Genomic DNA, 14,482 nt, shown 5'->3' with positions numbered 1-14,482 from the left:
TAAAAAAACCAAATATATAATGGAATACACTAAAATAACTTCAGAATTGCTGGAGCTGATCAAAACAGCTGTTGGTGCAGAAAGTGTTTTTACGGATGAAGATTCTTTAAATACTTATTGTCATGATGAAACTGAAGATTTGAAATATTACCCTGAAGTAGTGGTTAAACCTAAAGACACTGCTGCAGTGGCTGCCTTATTGAAATTATGTAATGCACATCATGTTCCTGTGACGCCCCGGGGTGGTGGAACAGGTTTGAGCGGAGGCGCATTGCCGGTCTTCGGTGGTGTATTGCTGTCTATGGAGAAGTTTAAAAAGATCATTGACATCGATACGGAAAACCTGCAGGCGATAGTGGAGCCCGGTGTGATCACTCAGGAATTTATGGATGCCGTTGCTGAAAAGGGACTGCTTTATCCCATTGATCCTTCGAGTAAAGGCTCCTGCTTTATCGGCGGAAATGTGGCGCATGGTTCGGGCGGACCAAGGGTAGTGAAATACGGGACGATCAGGGAATATATTCTGAACCTGGAAGTGGTATTGCCTACAGGAGAGGTGATCTGGACCGGTGCAAATACCCTGAAATATGCTTCGGGTTATAACCTGACACAGTTGATGATCGGTTCTGAAGGGACATTGGGCGTGGTTACGAAAATTGTAGCGAAGCTGATTCCAAAAGTTCAGCACAGTGTGCTCATGATGGCTTCTTTTTCTGAAAATGAACAGGCCTGTGGCGCAGTATCGGCCATCTTCAGAGCGGGGGTGATTCCTTCTGCCCTGGAATTTATGGAACGAAGGGGAGTGGAATGGGTAATTGAATATGACGACATCAAATTTGACCTCAAAGATGGGGTGAATGCTTTTCTTTTGATAGAATTTGATGGCGATGACATGGACACTATTTTTAAAGACTGCGAGCGTGTGAATGTTGTGCTGGAAGAGTTTGGCTGTACAGATGTGCTGTTTGCGGATACCGCAATGCAAAAGGACGAACTCTGGAAGATCAGGCGCACGATGCCGGAGTCGGTGAAATCCAACTCTATCTATAAAGAAGAAGATACCGTGGTGCCGAGAGCGGCATTGCCGAAATTAATTAAAGGAATTAAGGAGATCGGTGGCAGATATGGTTTTGAAAGTGTGTGTTACGGGCATGCCGGGGATGGAAACCTCCATGTGAACATCATCAAAGCCGGGATGAGTGATGAGGACTGGAAAAACAAATTGAAAGAGGGCATTGTCGAAGTCTTTGAACTGACGAGTGCATTGGGAGGAACAATTTCCGGAGAGCATGGAATTGGTCTCGTGCAAAAGGACTTTATGCCGATAAAATACAGCGAAATTCACCTGAACCTAATGCGCAGCATTAAAAAGGTATTTGACCCTTCAGGCATTCTGAATCCGGGAAAAATCTTTTAAGGTTTTTGGTGTTATAATCAGATCAGGATGACCGGGTTAATTTCCGCTCATCCTTTTTTTATGGGCTTTAATGTCAGATAAGGGTCAGACCTTGGGGTTTAGGATTGGTTTTTGATGTAGCAAGTTCTATTTTAGAAAAATAATGGATAAAACGAAGATTTTGCTGATCGAGGATACACCAGACCTGGTTTCTGTGATTGTGAGGGGCCTGGCTGCTGAAAAGATGGAAGTGAGTGTGGCAGGAGACGGTTTGACCGGATTGGAGATGGCCTTGAAATACGATTTTGACCTGGTTATTCTCGATGTCATGCTGCCGGGAATGAATGGGATTCAGGTCTGTAAAGAGATTCGGTTGAAAAACTCCGGACTGCCTGTGCTCATGCTCACCGCTTTGGGAAGCACCGAAAATGTGGTGACCGGTCTGGAGAGCGGGGCTGACGATTACCTCGTGAAGCCATTTAATTTCGTAGAACTCGTGGCCCGGATCAGGACCTTGCTGAGGAGGAGCAGAGGGCATTTAAACGTTGCTTCTGATACCTTAAGCATTGCGGATCTTCAGCTGAATACCAGTTCAAAGGCCGTCAGCCGCGCTGGTCAGTCCATTCAGCTTACCGCAACAGAATACCGTTTGCTGGAATACCTGTTGAAAAATCAGAATAAGGTACTTTCCAGGGTTCAGATTCTGGAAAATGTATGGGATATCGATTTCAATATGGGCACTAATGTGGTCGATGTCTATGTCAATTACCTGAGAAAGAAAATTGATGAGGGCGGTAAAGAACGTCTCATTCATACGGTCTTTGGAATGGGTTACATCATGAAACATTCGCTTGAACATCAGGAGCTTCGATAGGTATGAGGATTCAAACTAAGATTACCCTTCTTTTCTTTGGTATTGGAACGGTTGGCCTGATTTTATTAAATTTTACCATTTTTTATTTTGTTTCCCAGTTTAATTTTCAGGATTTTTTTAAGCGGCTGGAGGCGAGGGTAAACCTTGCCGCTGACATTTACATCCATCCGGATGAACTTTCCTCCACTTATAAGGAAATGCGTACCAAATACCTGGAAAAGCTGGAAGATGAGCAGCAATATATCATCGGACTGGATTCCCTGAACCGGTTAAATGGTGATGTTCCCAAAAATATCCCCGGTGATTTTTTCTATCGGATTGTAAAGGAAGGAAAGGCCGGTTACAACGAGGATAACCGCTTTTTCTATGGAAAACTATTTAAAGAAAACCAGGAGAAGCATATTGTCATTGTCACCGCTTTAGACCCTTATGGGTTCAGGGAGCTCGAGACCCTGAAGAAGGTTATGATTTTTGTCTTTATCATTTCTTTGTTTCTCACCTATATTGCCGGTAAAGTCTTTTCTCATTATACCGTTAATCCGATTCGGACAGTGATGAGAAAAGTAAAGAACATTTCTGCCAATAACCTGCATTCCAGATTGGAAGAGCTGGGCGGAAACGACGAGATGTCAGAGCTGGTCCTTACGTTTAACAACATGCTGAACAGGCTGGAAACGGCATTTGAAACGCAGAATAACTTTGTGAGCAACGCCTCTCATGAACTCAAAACCCCCTTGTCGATCATCACCGGAGAGGTACAGCTATTGTTGTCAGGCGGAGAGTTGTCGCCGGCAGCAGAAAAGTCCACCAAGGTGATTCTTTCCCATGCAGAGCAACTGGAACACATCATTACCAGCTTATTGGGGTTGGCGCAATCCGGTTTTGACGGAAAGAAACAGAACTGGCAGAAAATCAGGATTGATGAGCTGGTGGTCATGGTGGCAGGTTTCGTTAAGAAGATTGATGAAAAGAGTGTCCTTGAGCTTGATTTTTCTGCACTTCCTGAGGATGAATCTCAATTGTATACGGAAGGGAATGTCAATTTATTGCAGCTCGCTTTAAGTAACATCATTCTCAATGCCTGCAAATATTCCAGTCACCAGACCGTTAAGATTGCCTTGCGCCTGGAGTATAAAAGGATTCTGATTGTGGTTACCGACCAGGGGATTGGGATTCCCTTAAAAGACCAGCAGTACATCTTTGAGCCTTTTTTCCGCGCTTCAAATACGGGTGAGTTTAACGGGCATGGCATTGGCCTGCCGCTTACGCTGAACATCATCCGGCTGCACAAGGGCTCGATCGGGATCAATTCGGAGGTGGTAAAGGGAACAGAAATGAGGGTGGTATTGCCCATCAGTTCCTGATCGGTCCGGAGATTTCCTGAGTAACGTTTTCCCCTTTCTAATCACTTTCTAATAAGTTGCTTTTTTAAAATATTCCTTTCGGGAATAAAGTGCTTTCGGGCCTCATCAGAGGGGCCGGGAGCGCTGAATTTTTATTATAAACTCTAATCAAATTATAATTTTTTCTTTAGTCCATCCTAATCTCTCTCCGGTAAAATTGCATAACTAATTAAAGTTTAACCCATTAAATAAATTAATATGCAAACCATTTTAATCCCAACAGATTTTAGCGCTTCCAGTCTGGACTGTATTTCTCCTCTTTGTTCTCAAAACCATTCAGAGGAGCTGACTTTGGTTTTTGTACATCTATTTAAGCTCTCTGATTCTATCGGAGATTTGTTAATGCTTTCCAGAAGGTCCAAAGAGTATGAATATGTTGGTGAAGCATTTTATCAGCAATGCGATGAATTGAAGGTTCAGTTCCCAAATATCAAGGCGATTAAGATCGAGTTCTTTTATGGAAGTACAATGGTGCTGTTTAAATCTTTTTTAGAATTTCATGAAATAACCTCCATTCTTCATCCCTCAAATTGCTCCTGGAGCAGCATCAATACGGCCAGCATCAATCCGAATGTACTGGCGCATAAGCTGGGCCTGCCGGAGGTAACGATCAGGACCAGACCTGCGGGAATGCGGGTAGCGCATGCCTCAGCGGTATTGCGTGAAGAAGTTGTTGTATAGTATTCTAAACTCTGAATTTATGTTATTAAAAGAAAATATTCCTGTTCATTATATTTTAGGGAAGATCAAGAAAGAGATGCTCTGGGTTACGGTTTATGCCGTATTGATTGCCGTTTTATACGAGAACTTTCACATCACCAGGATCTCTATTCCAATTGCTGTCCCCACCATTTTAGGTACGGTTATCTCCTTGCTGCTTGCTTTTAAATCCAACCAGGCTTACGACAGGTGGTGGGAGGCGAGGACGCTTTGGGGAGCCATCGTGAATGATTCGAGAACGTTGACCAGACAGCTGATTACTTTCATCGACGTGCCTTTCGGGGCCTCAGACGAGCATTCCTTCTGTGAGCGGGTGGCGAAAAGACAAATTGCATGGTGTTATAGTCTGAGCCGGCATTTGAGAAGAGAAGACCCGCTCTTTCAATTGGAGCGCTTTATCAGCGCAGAGGATATGGAACACATCAAAAGGTATAGTAACGTTCCGCTGGCGCTGCAGGAGCTTCAGGCGAGAGATTTACGCAATGCCTTTAAGCTGGGCTGGATCAATGAATTTCAGCAGGTTCAGATCGATAAAACCTTAACTGCATTTTCAAATGAAATGGGCGGGTGTGAACGGATTAAGAATACGGTTTTCCCGTCTACCTATGCGGTATACATTCATTTTTCACTGATCCTGTTTATCATGCTGCTGCCGTTTGGCCTGATTGAATTTTTTGGGATCATTGAAGTTCCCCTGGTGATCGCGATTTCCTGCTCTTTTTTCCTGATTGAGAAAATGGCGATTCACCTGCAGGACCCTTTTGAGAATAAGCCGACGGATACCCCTACGACTTCTATTTGCCGGACGATTGAAAGGGACATCAAGCAGATGCTTAAAGAAAGCCATAAACACGATGAGGACCTCAAAGAGAAGTCCGTGCCTAAAGCATCCAATATCTTTTATATTCTTTAGTGTGCTGTGGAAAGCACTGAGATCATACATCCCCATGTAAAACGGAGGCCGGTAAAAGAAAACTCTTACCGGCTTCTCCATTTTTTCGGCCCCTGAGCCGCTTTACCTATTGTCGAGGTTTATTTAGTTTCCAGCTGTTCAAAAGAGATCATCCTCGCCCTTTCGTTTTCCGGGATCGGGGAGGCCGCTTTAGTATGGTAATCAAAGGCAACACAAACGGTTTTGCCTTTACTGCAAACCACTTCTTTTCCATGTTCGTGTTTTACCAGCAGGTATTCCAGATCGAAGCTGCTGTTTCCTATTCTCGAGGTCTTCACATACATGCTGATTTTATCGTTGATCAATATGGGCGTAATGTAATCCAGGCTTGCCTGGGCAATGACCACTCCGGTTTTTTTCCAATCCCATTTAATGGCCACGTTCCAGTATTTGGACCTGGCCACTTCGAGGTAAGTAAAGTATACTGCATTGTTCACATGGCCGAACATATCAAAATCTGCAAATCGGGTTTCAATCTCTGTTTTATACTTAAAACTGTCTAAATGGTTGATGATGTCTGCCTTTTTGTCTTGTTGTTTTGGTTTATTGCGCCATAATGTCTTAAAATTCATAGAAAATAGGGTTGGTATGAGTGTTGATTAGCTGCTTAGTATAAAATTAAAACTTAAATAAAAGGAGAAATAAGCAATGACACTAGTAAAATTTAACAACAGAACCAGAAACACTGCACCTTACTTTAACAACGTATTTGACTCTTTGTTTAGTGAGGCATTAAATAAAAATTTAACTGTAAACAAAGTTCCTGGCGTAAACATTCTGGAGACTGAAGCAGATTATAAAATTGAACTGGCTGCCCCTGGTTTGACAAAAGAAGATTTTCAAATCAACTTAAAGAAAGATACTTTATCGGTATGGGCAGAGAAAAAAGTTAGTGAAACTGAGGAGAAAAAAGATTATACCCGTAAGGAATTTGATTATTTCTCTTTCGCAAGATCATTCGTATTGCCTGAAAGTGTAGATGCAGAAAAAATCGCTGCGGAATACATCAACGGGATTTTAAACATCACGATTGGTAAAAAAGATGAAACTAAATCGGCTACTAAAGAGATAAAAGTTTCTTAATACAAGGTTTTCATAAGTAAATAATTGTTTTTAACGTTTGTGAAACCATCATGATCCTGATGTTGAACTCTTGTGTGATCTGTAAGGTCATGATGGTTTCATAATTGGTTTGGTTTAAGGTTGTAAGGGCATATCGGGAGGTGTGTCCTTATTTTTTTGTCTTAAAAAAAATGGCTTTATTTATTGATCTTATGTCTTTTTTTAGCAGGACTAAAACTGAGGCGCTCATTTTTAACTAAATTTGCAAGTCCAGTTTGACAATACTAAGGATAGGGGTTTAAGATGAAGGTACTTTTAATAGAAGATGAAATTGCGGTTGTTTCTTTGATACAAAGAGGTTTGAAAGATGAGCATACAGAGCTGGACATCAGCGTCGCTATGGACGGGCTTACCGGGCTAAAGATGGCGGGAATGAATCAGTTTGATTTGATTATTCTGGATGTGATGCTTCCCGGTATGGATGGTCTGGAGGTCTGCCGGAACATCAGGTTAACCGACCCGGATGTGCCCATTATCATTCTTTCTGCCTTAAATCAAACGGAAGATATCGTCGCTGCGTTTAACCACGATGCGGATGAATACCTGACCAAACCTTTTAAAATAGACGAACTGAGGGCCCGCGTTTACCGCAAGTCCCGCAAATCGGGAACGGTCCGTACCACACCTGCAAATATCTTAACGATCTCAGACCTTGTGCTGGATAAAGACAGCAAGGTGGTGAGCCGTGCCGGAAAAGTCATTGTACTGACGGCTACTGAATACCGGCTGCTCGAACATCTGATGCAGCACATGAACAGGATCATCACCCGTGTGGACATCCTGGAAGAGGTATGGGGAATGGATTTCAACCTCAGCACGAATGTGGTCGATGTATACCTCAATTATTTAAGAAAAAAAATAGACAAGAACTTCAGTCCTAAGCTGATTCATACGGTAATTGGTATGGGTTACGTGATGAGGGTACAGGAAAGCTATGAAGATCAGAACTAAAATCATTCTGTTGTCCTCGGCAATTGCCAGTTTAATCCTGTTGTCTTTTGCTGTATACGTTTCTTATTTTACTTCTAAAACGCTGGAAAATAAGTTTTTTAAACGATTAGAAGAGAATGCGCGGATGCTGGGAACGCATGTGATGAATTCTAAAGTCTATAAAGACAAGAGCTATTATGAGCTGAGCAATAAGTTCATCAACCAGTTTTCGTTTGGCCGGAACTACCTGGTCAGGGTAGAGAAAGACAGAAAGCAACCCCGTTATGAGCCACTCCTGCCCATGGGCAACGATTTTTTTGAAGAAACCATTGAACATGGCAGGGCCGAGCTGATGCTGGATGGTACTGCTTACGTGGCTTTGTTTTTTGAAGACAAAGACCATAAAAAAAACCTCGTGGTGGTTTCTGCTGCGATAGATGATTTCGGGAATGCAGAGCACCGGGACCTCAATGAGGCTTTGATCTCAGGGGTCGCCATTTTTTTGTTATTCATCATTCTGCTTTCATTTTATTTTGCAGATAAGCTGTTGAACCCGATTGCATCGATCAATAAAAGGATCGGACAGATCAATATCAGTAACCTTAACCTGAGGCTGCCTGCAAAGGGGGCAAAAGAAAAGGATGAGATTGAAGTGCTGATTTCCAATATCAACGACATGCTGAGCCGGCTGGAGATTTCGGTCAAGTCGCAGCGGAGTTTCATCAGCAATGCTTCACATTCCCTGCGGACCCCTATGACGATCATTAGCGGGGAATCCGAACTGGCACTGGATTGCCTGGACCCCGAACACCCTGCACATTATTCTGTGGAAATGGTATCTAAAGAAGTGGACCGCATGAACATGATTGTAAACAGTCTGCTTCTGCTCTCCAGAACAGGTTATGGTGGAAAAGACCAGAACATGAGCCTGGTCAGGATTGATGAACTGCTTTACAGCGTCAAGGAATCCGAAGGCTACCTGAATGACAACCACCGGATCTTTCTGGATTTTTCCAATATTCCCGAGGACAGCAATCTGCTGACCGTGAACGTGAACCAGGATTTGTTTTTTATCGGACTTTCTAATATCATCTCGAATGCCTGTAAATATGGGAATGAACAGGAGGTGAAAGTAGGGATCGCCGTGGTCGATTCAAAAATCGTGATCCGGGTAATTGACCGGGGAATAGGAATTCCGGATCGGGATAAACCTCACATCTTTGAGTCATTTTTTCGTGCTTCGAACATTGGAAACATCTATGGAAATGGCCTTGGGCTGGTATTGGCCAGGAATATATTTGAACTCCATCATGCGAGTCTGGACATCCATTCCATTGAGGGTGTGGGTACTACGGTTACAATTTACTGTCCGATAGCCAGGCTCTAATCTCGCTCTTATTTTTCCCTAATATCGTTTTAATCTTCAGTTTAGCCGATTATTAGGTGGCTCGTTTATACTTGTAACAATAAGTATAACGACATGAAAATTAGAACAGGAATAGGGATCATATTGTGTGCCGTTTGCCCGGGACTGGCATCGGCTCAGACTTCGGCAGTTAGCCCGGTTTCAGCCCCTGCTGATGGTCAGATCCTCCAGCCTAAAAATAACGATTCTTCTGCCTTTAAGCTGAATGTGCTTGGGCGTACCTCATTTAACATCGGTAGCAACACGGAAAATGAGGTCAATGCCGGTTTTAAGCTGGACGAAATGAGGCTTTTGCTTCATGGTTTTATCCATTCAGACCTTTCTTATAAAGTGCGCTTCCGCCTGAACAGGTCTTTCAATACCACTTCTCAGGACAATGGCTCAAGAGCACTTGACTTTGCTCAGGTGAATTACCGCTTTGGGAAGCAGAAAGAATGGGAAGTGATTCTGGGAAAGCAGGCCGCCGCAGTGGGGAGTTATGAGTTTGTGAACAATCCGGTATATGAATATATTTTTACGGATTATGTAGACCGCATCCTGAACCTATTTGTGGTAGGGGCCACCTTCTCCTACAAGGTAAATCCAGCACATCGTTTTACTTTCCAGATTTACAATACCGCTACCGAGACTTTTGATCAGCTGGTTAAGAATGCCGCATATGGCGCTGCCGGACTGAAACAGTCCGGTCGCCCAATTGGGACTTACCTGACCTGGGAAGGTAATTTTCTGAACAAGACCATCCATACGAAATGGTCTTATAACTATTCGCAGCTTGTTGTTGATGGCGACAACCATGCGGTCTCTCTTGCAAATATGCACCAATCTGGTGGCACTAAGGTGTACCTGGACCTTCAGTATTCCGATTATGGTGTGGACCATACCATGCTGGCTTCTAATTCCATTCACTCTTTTTACGGAATTAAAGGTACAGACAGGACCATGCTCAGAGATGTGGTTTATAAAACCGCAGTGCTGAGGTTTGACCAGCAGCTGAACAAGAACTGGGGCATTTCCCTGAAAGGGGCCTATGAAACCGCGAGCGCCAGGAAGTACAAGCAGGCAGGACAGGATTTCAGAAGAAACTGGACCGGTTATGCGGCATTGGAGCATCAGCCATTTGCAAATAAAGACTGGAAGCTTTTTGCGGGATATATCAGCAATGCGATTACTTACAAAAACAGGATGGGCCTGCCATCAGAAAAGAATAACCGTTTTATCCTCGGTACCTATTTTAATCTGGCTGCCTTTTAAGCGCAGCGATCCCAGATAATAAACTTTTAACCTTATCAAATTTTATGCGTTTAACACCCAGAGAAACTGAAAAACTGATGCTGCATCTCGCAGGCGAGCTTGCCGCCAAACGACTCAAAAGAGGCGTAAAGCTAAACTACCCGGAGAGCATCGCCTATATCAGTGCCGAAATCATGGAGAAAGCAAGGGATGGGAAGACCGTAGCCGTGCTGATGGACTATGGAACCAAATTGCTGAGCCGAAAGCAGGTCATGGAAGGGGTTCCTGAAATGATCCATGATGTACAGATTGAAGTCACCTTTCCGGATGGGACGAAACTGGTCACCATTCATAATCCCATTCGCTAATCTTTAAAATCATAAGAAATGATACCAGGAGAATACATTATAAAAAAAGAAGACATCAAAGCAAATGAGGGTTACCGTACGGCATCCTTATCTGTGAGCAATACCGGCGACAGGCCCATACAGATTGGTTCTCACTATCATTTTTTTGAAGTGAACCGATACCTGCAGTTTGACCGGGAAAAGGCATTTGGCATGAGGCTCAATATTCCGGCAAGTACAGCAATCCGTTTTGAGCCCGGCGAAAGTAAAGACATCATCCTTGTGGAGATTGGCGGCAACAGGGAGATTCATGGATTCAATGGCCTGACCAATGGCAAATACACCAACGAGAAAGTGAAAACCGCTGCCATCGCAAAGATGAAAGCAGAAAAGTATAAAACCGTAAAATTAAAATAAGATATTATGGCAGAGTGGAATAGAAGAGAATGGATTAAGGTAGTCGGCCTGACTGCCCTGGGCAGCGTAGTTGGTTTGAGGTCTTTAGGACTGGATAAGCTGGGCCTGGAAGCCGGTTCTGTAAAATATATTGATGGTGAGCTATACATTCCGAGGGCGAAATATGTAGCCCTGTTTGGACCTACCACAGGGGATAAAGTGCGCCTGGCGGATACGGAATTGTTTATCGAGATTGAAAAAGATTTCGCCGTATATGGAGAAGAGAACAAGTTTGGCGGAGGTAAAACCATCCGTGACGGGATGGGGCAATCTGCCCGTGCATTGGGCGATGAAGGGGTATTGGATTTTTGCATTACCAATGTCATCGTGATCGATCACTGGGGTATCGTTAAAGGCGATGTCGGGATTAAAGGAGGAAAAATTGTAGGGGTAGGAAAGGCAGGAAATCCGGATGTTCAGGACGGGGTGACGGAAGGAATGATCATTGGTGCCTCCACAGAGGTACACAGTGGCGCCGGAATGATCCTTACTGCAGGCGGAATTGACACGCATATCCATTTTATCAGTCCACAGCAGGTAGAAACTGCCTTGTATAGCGGAGTAACCACCTTTATCGGCGGGGGTACGGGACCAGCTGATGGTACCAATGCAACGACGGTTACTTCAGGAAAGTGGTACATCGAAAAGATGCTGCAGGCTTTTGAGACCTTGCCGATCAATGTCGGCATCTTCGGTAAAGGTAACGTCTCGACGATGAGGCCTATTGAAGAAATGGTGGAAGCGGGCGCATTAGGTGTTAAAATCCATGAAGACTGGGGTGCTACGCCGGTGACAATAGATATGGCCCTGAGAGTGGCTGATAAATATGATGTACAGGTGGCGATCCACTCTGATACTTTGAATGAGGCGGGATTCCTGGAAGATACTGTTCGCGCAATTGATGGCCGTGTGATCCATACTTTCCATACGGAAGGTGCCGGTGGGGGACATGCTCCGGATATTATGAAAATTGCAATGTATCCTAATATCTTACCAGCCTCGACAAATCCAACAAAACCTTATACGATCAATACTGCCGAAGAGCATCTGGACATGCTGATGGTTTGTCATCATTTGGATAAGAATGTAAAAGAGGATGTGGCCTTTGCGGATTCCAGAATTCGTCCTCAGACCATTGCTGCGGAAGATATTCTTCAGGATATGGGCGTCTTCAGTATCATGAGTTCTGATAGTCAGGCCATGGGAAGGGTAGGTGAAGTAATCTCCAGAACTTTCCAGACTGCCCATAAAATGAAGGTCCAAAGAGGAGCTTTGAAAGAAGATCAGGGATCAGGTAATGACAACTTCAGGGTAAAAAGATACATCTCTAAATACACCATCAATCCGGCCAAAGCACATGGAATTGACACCTATGTAGGTTCGATTGAGCCGGGCAAATTTGCCGATCTGATTCTTTGGAAAGCGGAAATGTTTGGGGTAAAACCCGAGCTGATCATCAAGGGAGGAATGATCCTGGGTGCGAAGATGGGCGATATCAATGCCTCGATTCCTACACCTCAGCCTATCGTTTACAGGATGATGTTTGGAAATTACGGAAAGGCGCTGGCCAATATCTGCTATAACTTCGTTTCCAAAGTTTCATTGGAAAACGGAAGCATCGCAAAATTGGGACTGGAACGGACCAGTCTTCCGGTAAAGGGATGCAGAACAGTGATGAAGAAGGATATGGTGCATAACGATGCGACCCCCGACATTACCGTAGATCCGGAAACTTATGATGTAAGGGTGGATGGCGTGATTGCCACCTGCGAACCGCTGGCAGTATTGCCTATGGCACAACGTTATTTCCTTTTTTAACATGATCAAAACAGATCGGGTTATTGCGAACCTATATACCGACAGCCAGCGTTATTCCAGTTGCAAAATAGACATTCTGCAGCTGGACTGGTATGATGCGACGAAAAAAATAGTGCGCCTTTTCACGGATAACGGGCGGGAAATCGCCATTCATCATCTGGATCAGGAGCAGCTTTATCATGGTGACATTGTGTACCATGAGGACAGGGATATCATCGTGGTTCAGATCATACCCTGTCTTTGCATCGTATTTCAGCCGCTGACGCTGAGGGATATGGCGATTGTCTGTTTTGAAATTGGCAATAAGCACACCCCGATATTTATCAATAAGGACAAAGAAGTCATCATCGCATTTGAATCCCCCCTCTATCAGTTTCTGAAAAGGGGAGGATTTGAACCGCGCAAAGAAAATAGAATAATTGAGAGAACCTCCACCCTGATGATCTACAAATGGAGTTCATCAGGGCAGGTGATTTCTTTAGAAAGCAAGTAAGATGAGTGCATTACTGACACTGTTACAGATTAATGATTCTGCATTTCCGATCGGAAGCTTTACGCAATCCTATGGGTTGGAGACGTATGTGAGCAAAGGGATTGTAAAGGACAGTAAAACCGTCAAAATATACGCTGAGACCATGCTGCAGCACAATTTTTATTACAACGATGCTGCATTTTTTGTATTGGCCTGGAAGATGTGCGAGGGCAATGCCACAAAGGCTAAGGTGCGGGAGCTGGACGATTTGATCAGCGCCTATAAAGCGCCTTATGAAATCAGGGAAGCCAGCAAAAAGCTCGGCATCCGTTTTTTAAAGGTGACCGGAAATTTCAAGTCCGTGCCGCGCTGTACAAAATACCTTCAGGCGATTAAAAATGGTGAAGTAAACGGGCATTATGCCATGGCCTTTGCCATGTATGCGCATGCGGCCAAGATCCCGATGAAGGATGCTTTACATGCTTTTTACTACAATACCCTCAACGGGATCCTGACCAATTGTGCGAAACTCGTACCGATCAGTCAGATGGATGCCCAGAAGATTTTGTTCCAGCTTCAGGGTTTGATCGAACGTTTGCAGGAAACACAGGAGCAGATGCCGGAGGAAATGCTCGGGAGTTGTTGCATTGCCCAGGACATCAGGTGCATGCAGCATGAAAAATTATACACAAGGATTTACATTTCATAACGATATCAAATGGCGAAGAGAAAATATGTGAAAATTGGGGTGGCAGGTCCGGTAGGATCCGGAAAGACTGCCCTTATTGAAAGGTTGACAAGAACAATGTGTGGAGACTACAGCATCTGTGTGGTCACCAATGATATTTATACACGTGAGGATGCTGAATTTCTTCAGAAGAATTCCTCATTGCCGGCAGAGCGGATTGCCGGTGTGGAGACAGGCGGTTGTCCGCATACTGCGATCAGGGAAGATTGTTCCATGAACATTGAAGCGGTGGAAGATCTGGCAGCGCAATTTCCTGATGTGGAGCTCATTTTTGTAGAAAGTGGCGGAGATAACCTGACGGCTACCTTTAGTCCGGATCTGGCAGATGTGACCATTTTTGTGATCGATGTGGCGGAGGGAGAGAAGATTCCAAGAAAAGGTGGGCCGGGCATTACCAGGTCGGACCTGTTGCTGATCAATAAAATTGATCTTGCGCCATATGTTGGGGCCGACCTTTCCATTATGCAGAGCGATGCCAGGCGCATGCGTGGAGAACGTCCTTTTATCCTGACCAATATGATGACACTGGAAGGTTTGGATCAGGTGCAGGACTGGATTAAGAAATACGCTTTGCTGGAAGGATAGGAG

Annotated in this window: 15 protein-coding genes and 1 pseudogene; 15 read left to right on the top strand and 1 reads right to left on the bottom strand. The window is 44.2% G+C overall.

Going from position 1 to position 14,482, the window contains the following annotated elements:
* Positions 1-19: 19 nt before the first annotated feature.
* From DBR43_RS31745 to DBR43_RS31725, 5 genes are all read left to right on the top strand, one after another.
* Positions 20-1,417 (top strand): FAD-binding oxidoreductase, encoded by a 1,398-nt coding sequence (locus tag DBR43_RS31745; RefSeq protein ID WP_124587380.1) that lies wholly within the window; start codon positions 20-22, stop codon positions 1,415-1,417.
* Positions 1,418-1,559: 142 nt separating this feature from the next.
* Positions 1,560-2,270 (top strand): response regulator transcription factor, encoded by a 711-nt coding sequence (locus tag DBR43_RS31740; RefSeq protein WP_124587379.1) that lies wholly within the window; start codon positions 1,560-1,562, stop codon positions 2,268-2,270.
* Positions 2,271-2,272: 2 nt separating this feature from the next.
* Positions 2,273-3,634 (top strand): sensor histidine kinase, encoded by a 1,362-nt coding sequence (locus DBR43_RS31735; protein WP_124587378.1) that lies wholly within the window; start codon positions 2,273-2,275, stop codon positions 3,632-3,634.
* 237 nt (positions 3,635-3,871) lie between these two features.
* Complete coding sequence (locus DBR43_RS31730) at positions 3,872-4,354, top strand: hypothetical protein (RefSeq protein WP_124587377.1); 483 nt, start codon at positions 3,872-3,874, stop codon at positions 4,352-4,354.
* A 19-nt stretch (positions 4,355-4,373) separates the two neighbouring features.
* Positions 4,374-5,306 (top strand): bestrophin family protein, encoded by a 933-nt coding sequence (locus DBR43_RS31725; protein ID WP_124587376.1) that lies wholly within the window; start codon positions 4,374-4,376, stop codon positions 5,304-5,306.
* A gap of 119 nt (positions 5,307-5,425) precedes the next feature.
* Here the strand turns inward: DBR43_RS31725 and DBR43_RS31720 are convergent, their stop codons facing one another.
* Positions 5,426-5,917: an acyl-CoA thioesterase gene (locus DBR43_RS31720; RefSeq protein ID WP_124587375.1), complete on the bottom strand. Its 492-nt coding sequence runs from the start codon at positions 5,915-5,917 to the stop codon at positions 5,426-5,428.
* Between the two features lie 76 nt (positions 5,918-5,993).
* Here DBR43_RS31720 and DBR43_RS31715 point away from each other — a divergent pair, with 76 nt between their 5' ends.
* The 10 genes and pseudogenes from DBR43_RS31715 to ureG all read left to right on the top strand — a co-directional run bounded on the left by DBR43_RS31715 (position 5,994) and on the right by ureG (position 14,479).
* Entirely contained in the window at positions 5,994-6,428 is a 435-nt protein-coding gene (locus DBR43_RS31715) for an Hsp20/alpha crystallin family protein (protein ID WP_124587374.1), read from the top strand.
* 282 nt (positions 6,429-6,710) lie between these two features.
* Positions 6,711-7,418, top strand: a complete 708-nt coding sequence (locus DBR43_RS31710) for a response regulator transcription factor (protein WP_124587373.1) — start codon at positions 6,711-6,713, stop codon at positions 7,416-7,418.
* Complete coding sequence (locus DBR43_RS31705; RefSeq protein ID WP_124587372.1) at positions 7,402-8,784, top strand: sensor histidine kinase; 1,383 nt, start codon at positions 7,402-7,404, stop codon at positions 8,782-8,784. Before DBR43_RS31710 ends, DBR43_RS31705 begins: the two co-directional genes overlap by 17 nt.
* A 93-nt stretch (positions 8,785-8,877) precedes the next feature.
* Positions 8,878-10,074, top strand: a complete 1,197-nt coding sequence (locus DBR43_RS31700; protein ID WP_124587371.1) for a porin — start codon at positions 8,878-8,880, stop codon at positions 10,072-10,074.
* A 44-nt stretch (positions 10,075-10,118) separates the two neighbouring features.
* Complete coding sequence (gene ureA / locus DBR43_RS31695; protein WP_124587370.1) at positions 10,119-10,421, top strand: urease subunit gamma; 303 nt, start codon at positions 10,119-10,121, stop codon at positions 10,419-10,421.
* A gap of 18 nt (positions 10,422-10,439) precedes the next feature.
* Positions 10,440-10,736 (top strand): annotated as a pseudogene (gene ureB / locus DBR43_RS31690) (urease subunit beta); the annotation flags it as partial.
* Between the two features lie 87 nt (positions 10,737-10,823).
* Positions 10,824-12,674 (top strand): urease subunit alpha, encoded by a 1,851-nt coding sequence (ureC, locus tag DBR43_RS31685; protein ID WP_124587368.1) that lies wholly within the window; start codon positions 10,824-10,826, stop codon positions 12,672-12,674.
* 1 nt (position 12,675) lies between these two features.
* Complete coding sequence (locus DBR43_RS31680; protein ID WP_124587367.1) at positions 12,676-13,167, top strand: urease accessory protein UreE; 492 nt, start codon at positions 12,676-12,678, stop codon at positions 13,165-13,167.
* Between the two features lies 1 nt (position 13,168).
* Positions 13,169-13,855 (top strand): urease accessory protein UreF, encoded by a 687-nt coding sequence (locus DBR43_RS31675; protein WP_124587366.1) that lies wholly within the window; start codon positions 13,169-13,171, stop codon positions 13,853-13,855.
* A gap of 9 nt (positions 13,856-13,864) precedes the next feature.
* Positions 13,865-14,479 carry an urease accessory protein UreG gene (gene ureG, locus DBR43_RS31670; RefSeq protein WP_124587365.1) on the top strand — a complete coding sequence of 205 codons (615 nt, stop codon included), beginning with the start codon at positions 13,865-13,867 and terminating at the stop codon, positions 14,477-14,479.
* Positions 14,480-14,482: the final 3 nt, after the last annotated feature.

The sequence above is a fragment of the Pedobacter sp. KBW06 genome (assembly GCF_003852525.1).
Lineage (GTDB): Bacteria > Bacteroidota > Bacteroidia > Sphingobacteriales > Sphingobacteriaceae > Pedobacter.
This window is presented reverse-complemented; position numbering and strand designations above follow the sequence as displayed.

What these genes read in the sequence shown, in the direction of transcription:
- DBR43_RS31745 (WP_124587380.1), top strand. Translation starts at nt 20, where the DNA reads ATGGAATACACTAAAATAACTTCAGAATTGCTGGAGCTGATCAAAACA.
- DBR43_RS31725 (WP_124587376.1), top strand. Translation starts at nt 4,374, where the DNA reads ATGTTATTAAAAGAAAATATTCCTGTTCATTATATTTTAGGGAAGATC.
- DBR43_RS31720 (WP_124587375.1), bottom strand. Translation starts at nt 5,917, where the DNA reads ATGAATTTTAAGACATTATGGCGCAATAAACCAAAACAACAAGACAAA.
- ureC (WP_124587368.1), top strand. Translation starts at nt 10,824, where the DNA reads ATGGCAGAGTGGAATAGAAGAGAATGGATTAAGGTAGTCGGCCTGACT.
- DBR43_RS31710 (WP_124587373.1), top strand. Translation starts at nt 6,711, where the DNA reads ATGAAGGTACTTTTAATAGAAGATGAAATTGCGGTTGTTTCTTTGATA.
- DBR43_RS31700 (WP_124587371.1), top strand. Translation starts at nt 8,878, where the DNA reads ATGAAAATTAGAACAGGAATAGGGATCATATTGTGTGCCGTTTGCCCG.
- DBR43_RS31680 (WP_124587367.1), top strand. Translation starts at nt 12,676, where the DNA reads ATGATCAAAACAGATCGGGTTATTGCGAACCTATATACCGACAGCCAG.
- ureA (WP_124587370.1), top strand. Translation starts at nt 10,119, where the DNA reads ATGCGTTTAACACCCAGAGAAACTGAAAAACTGATGCTGCATCTCGCA.
- DBR43_RS31675 (WP_124587366.1), top strand. Translation starts at nt 13,169, where the DNA reads ATGAGTGCATTACTGACACTGTTACAGATTAATGATTCTGCATTTCCG.
- DBR43_RS31705 (WP_124587372.1), top strand. Translation starts at nt 7,402, where the DNA reads ATGAAGATCAGAACTAAAATCATTCTGTTGTCCTCGGCAATTGCCAGT.
- ureG (WP_124587365.1), top strand. Translation starts at nt 13,865, where the DNA reads ATGGCGAAGAGAAAATATGTGAAAATTGGGGTGGCAGGTCCGGTAGGA.
- DBR43_RS31735 (WP_124587378.1), top strand. Translation starts at nt 2,273, where the DNA reads ATGAGGATTCAAACTAAGATTACCCTTCTTTTCTTTGGTATTGGAACG.
- DBR43_RS31730 (WP_124587377.1), top strand. Translation starts at nt 3,872, where the DNA reads ATGCAAACCATTTTAATCCCAACAGATTTTAGCGCTTCCAGTCTGGAC.
- DBR43_RS31740 (WP_124587379.1), top strand. Translation starts at nt 1,560, where the DNA reads ATGGATAAAACGAAGATTTTGCTGATCGAGGATACACCAGACCTGGTT.
- DBR43_RS31715 (WP_124587374.1), top strand. Translation starts at nt 5,994, where the DNA reads ATGACACTAGTAAAATTTAACAACAGAACCAGAAACACTGCACCTTAC.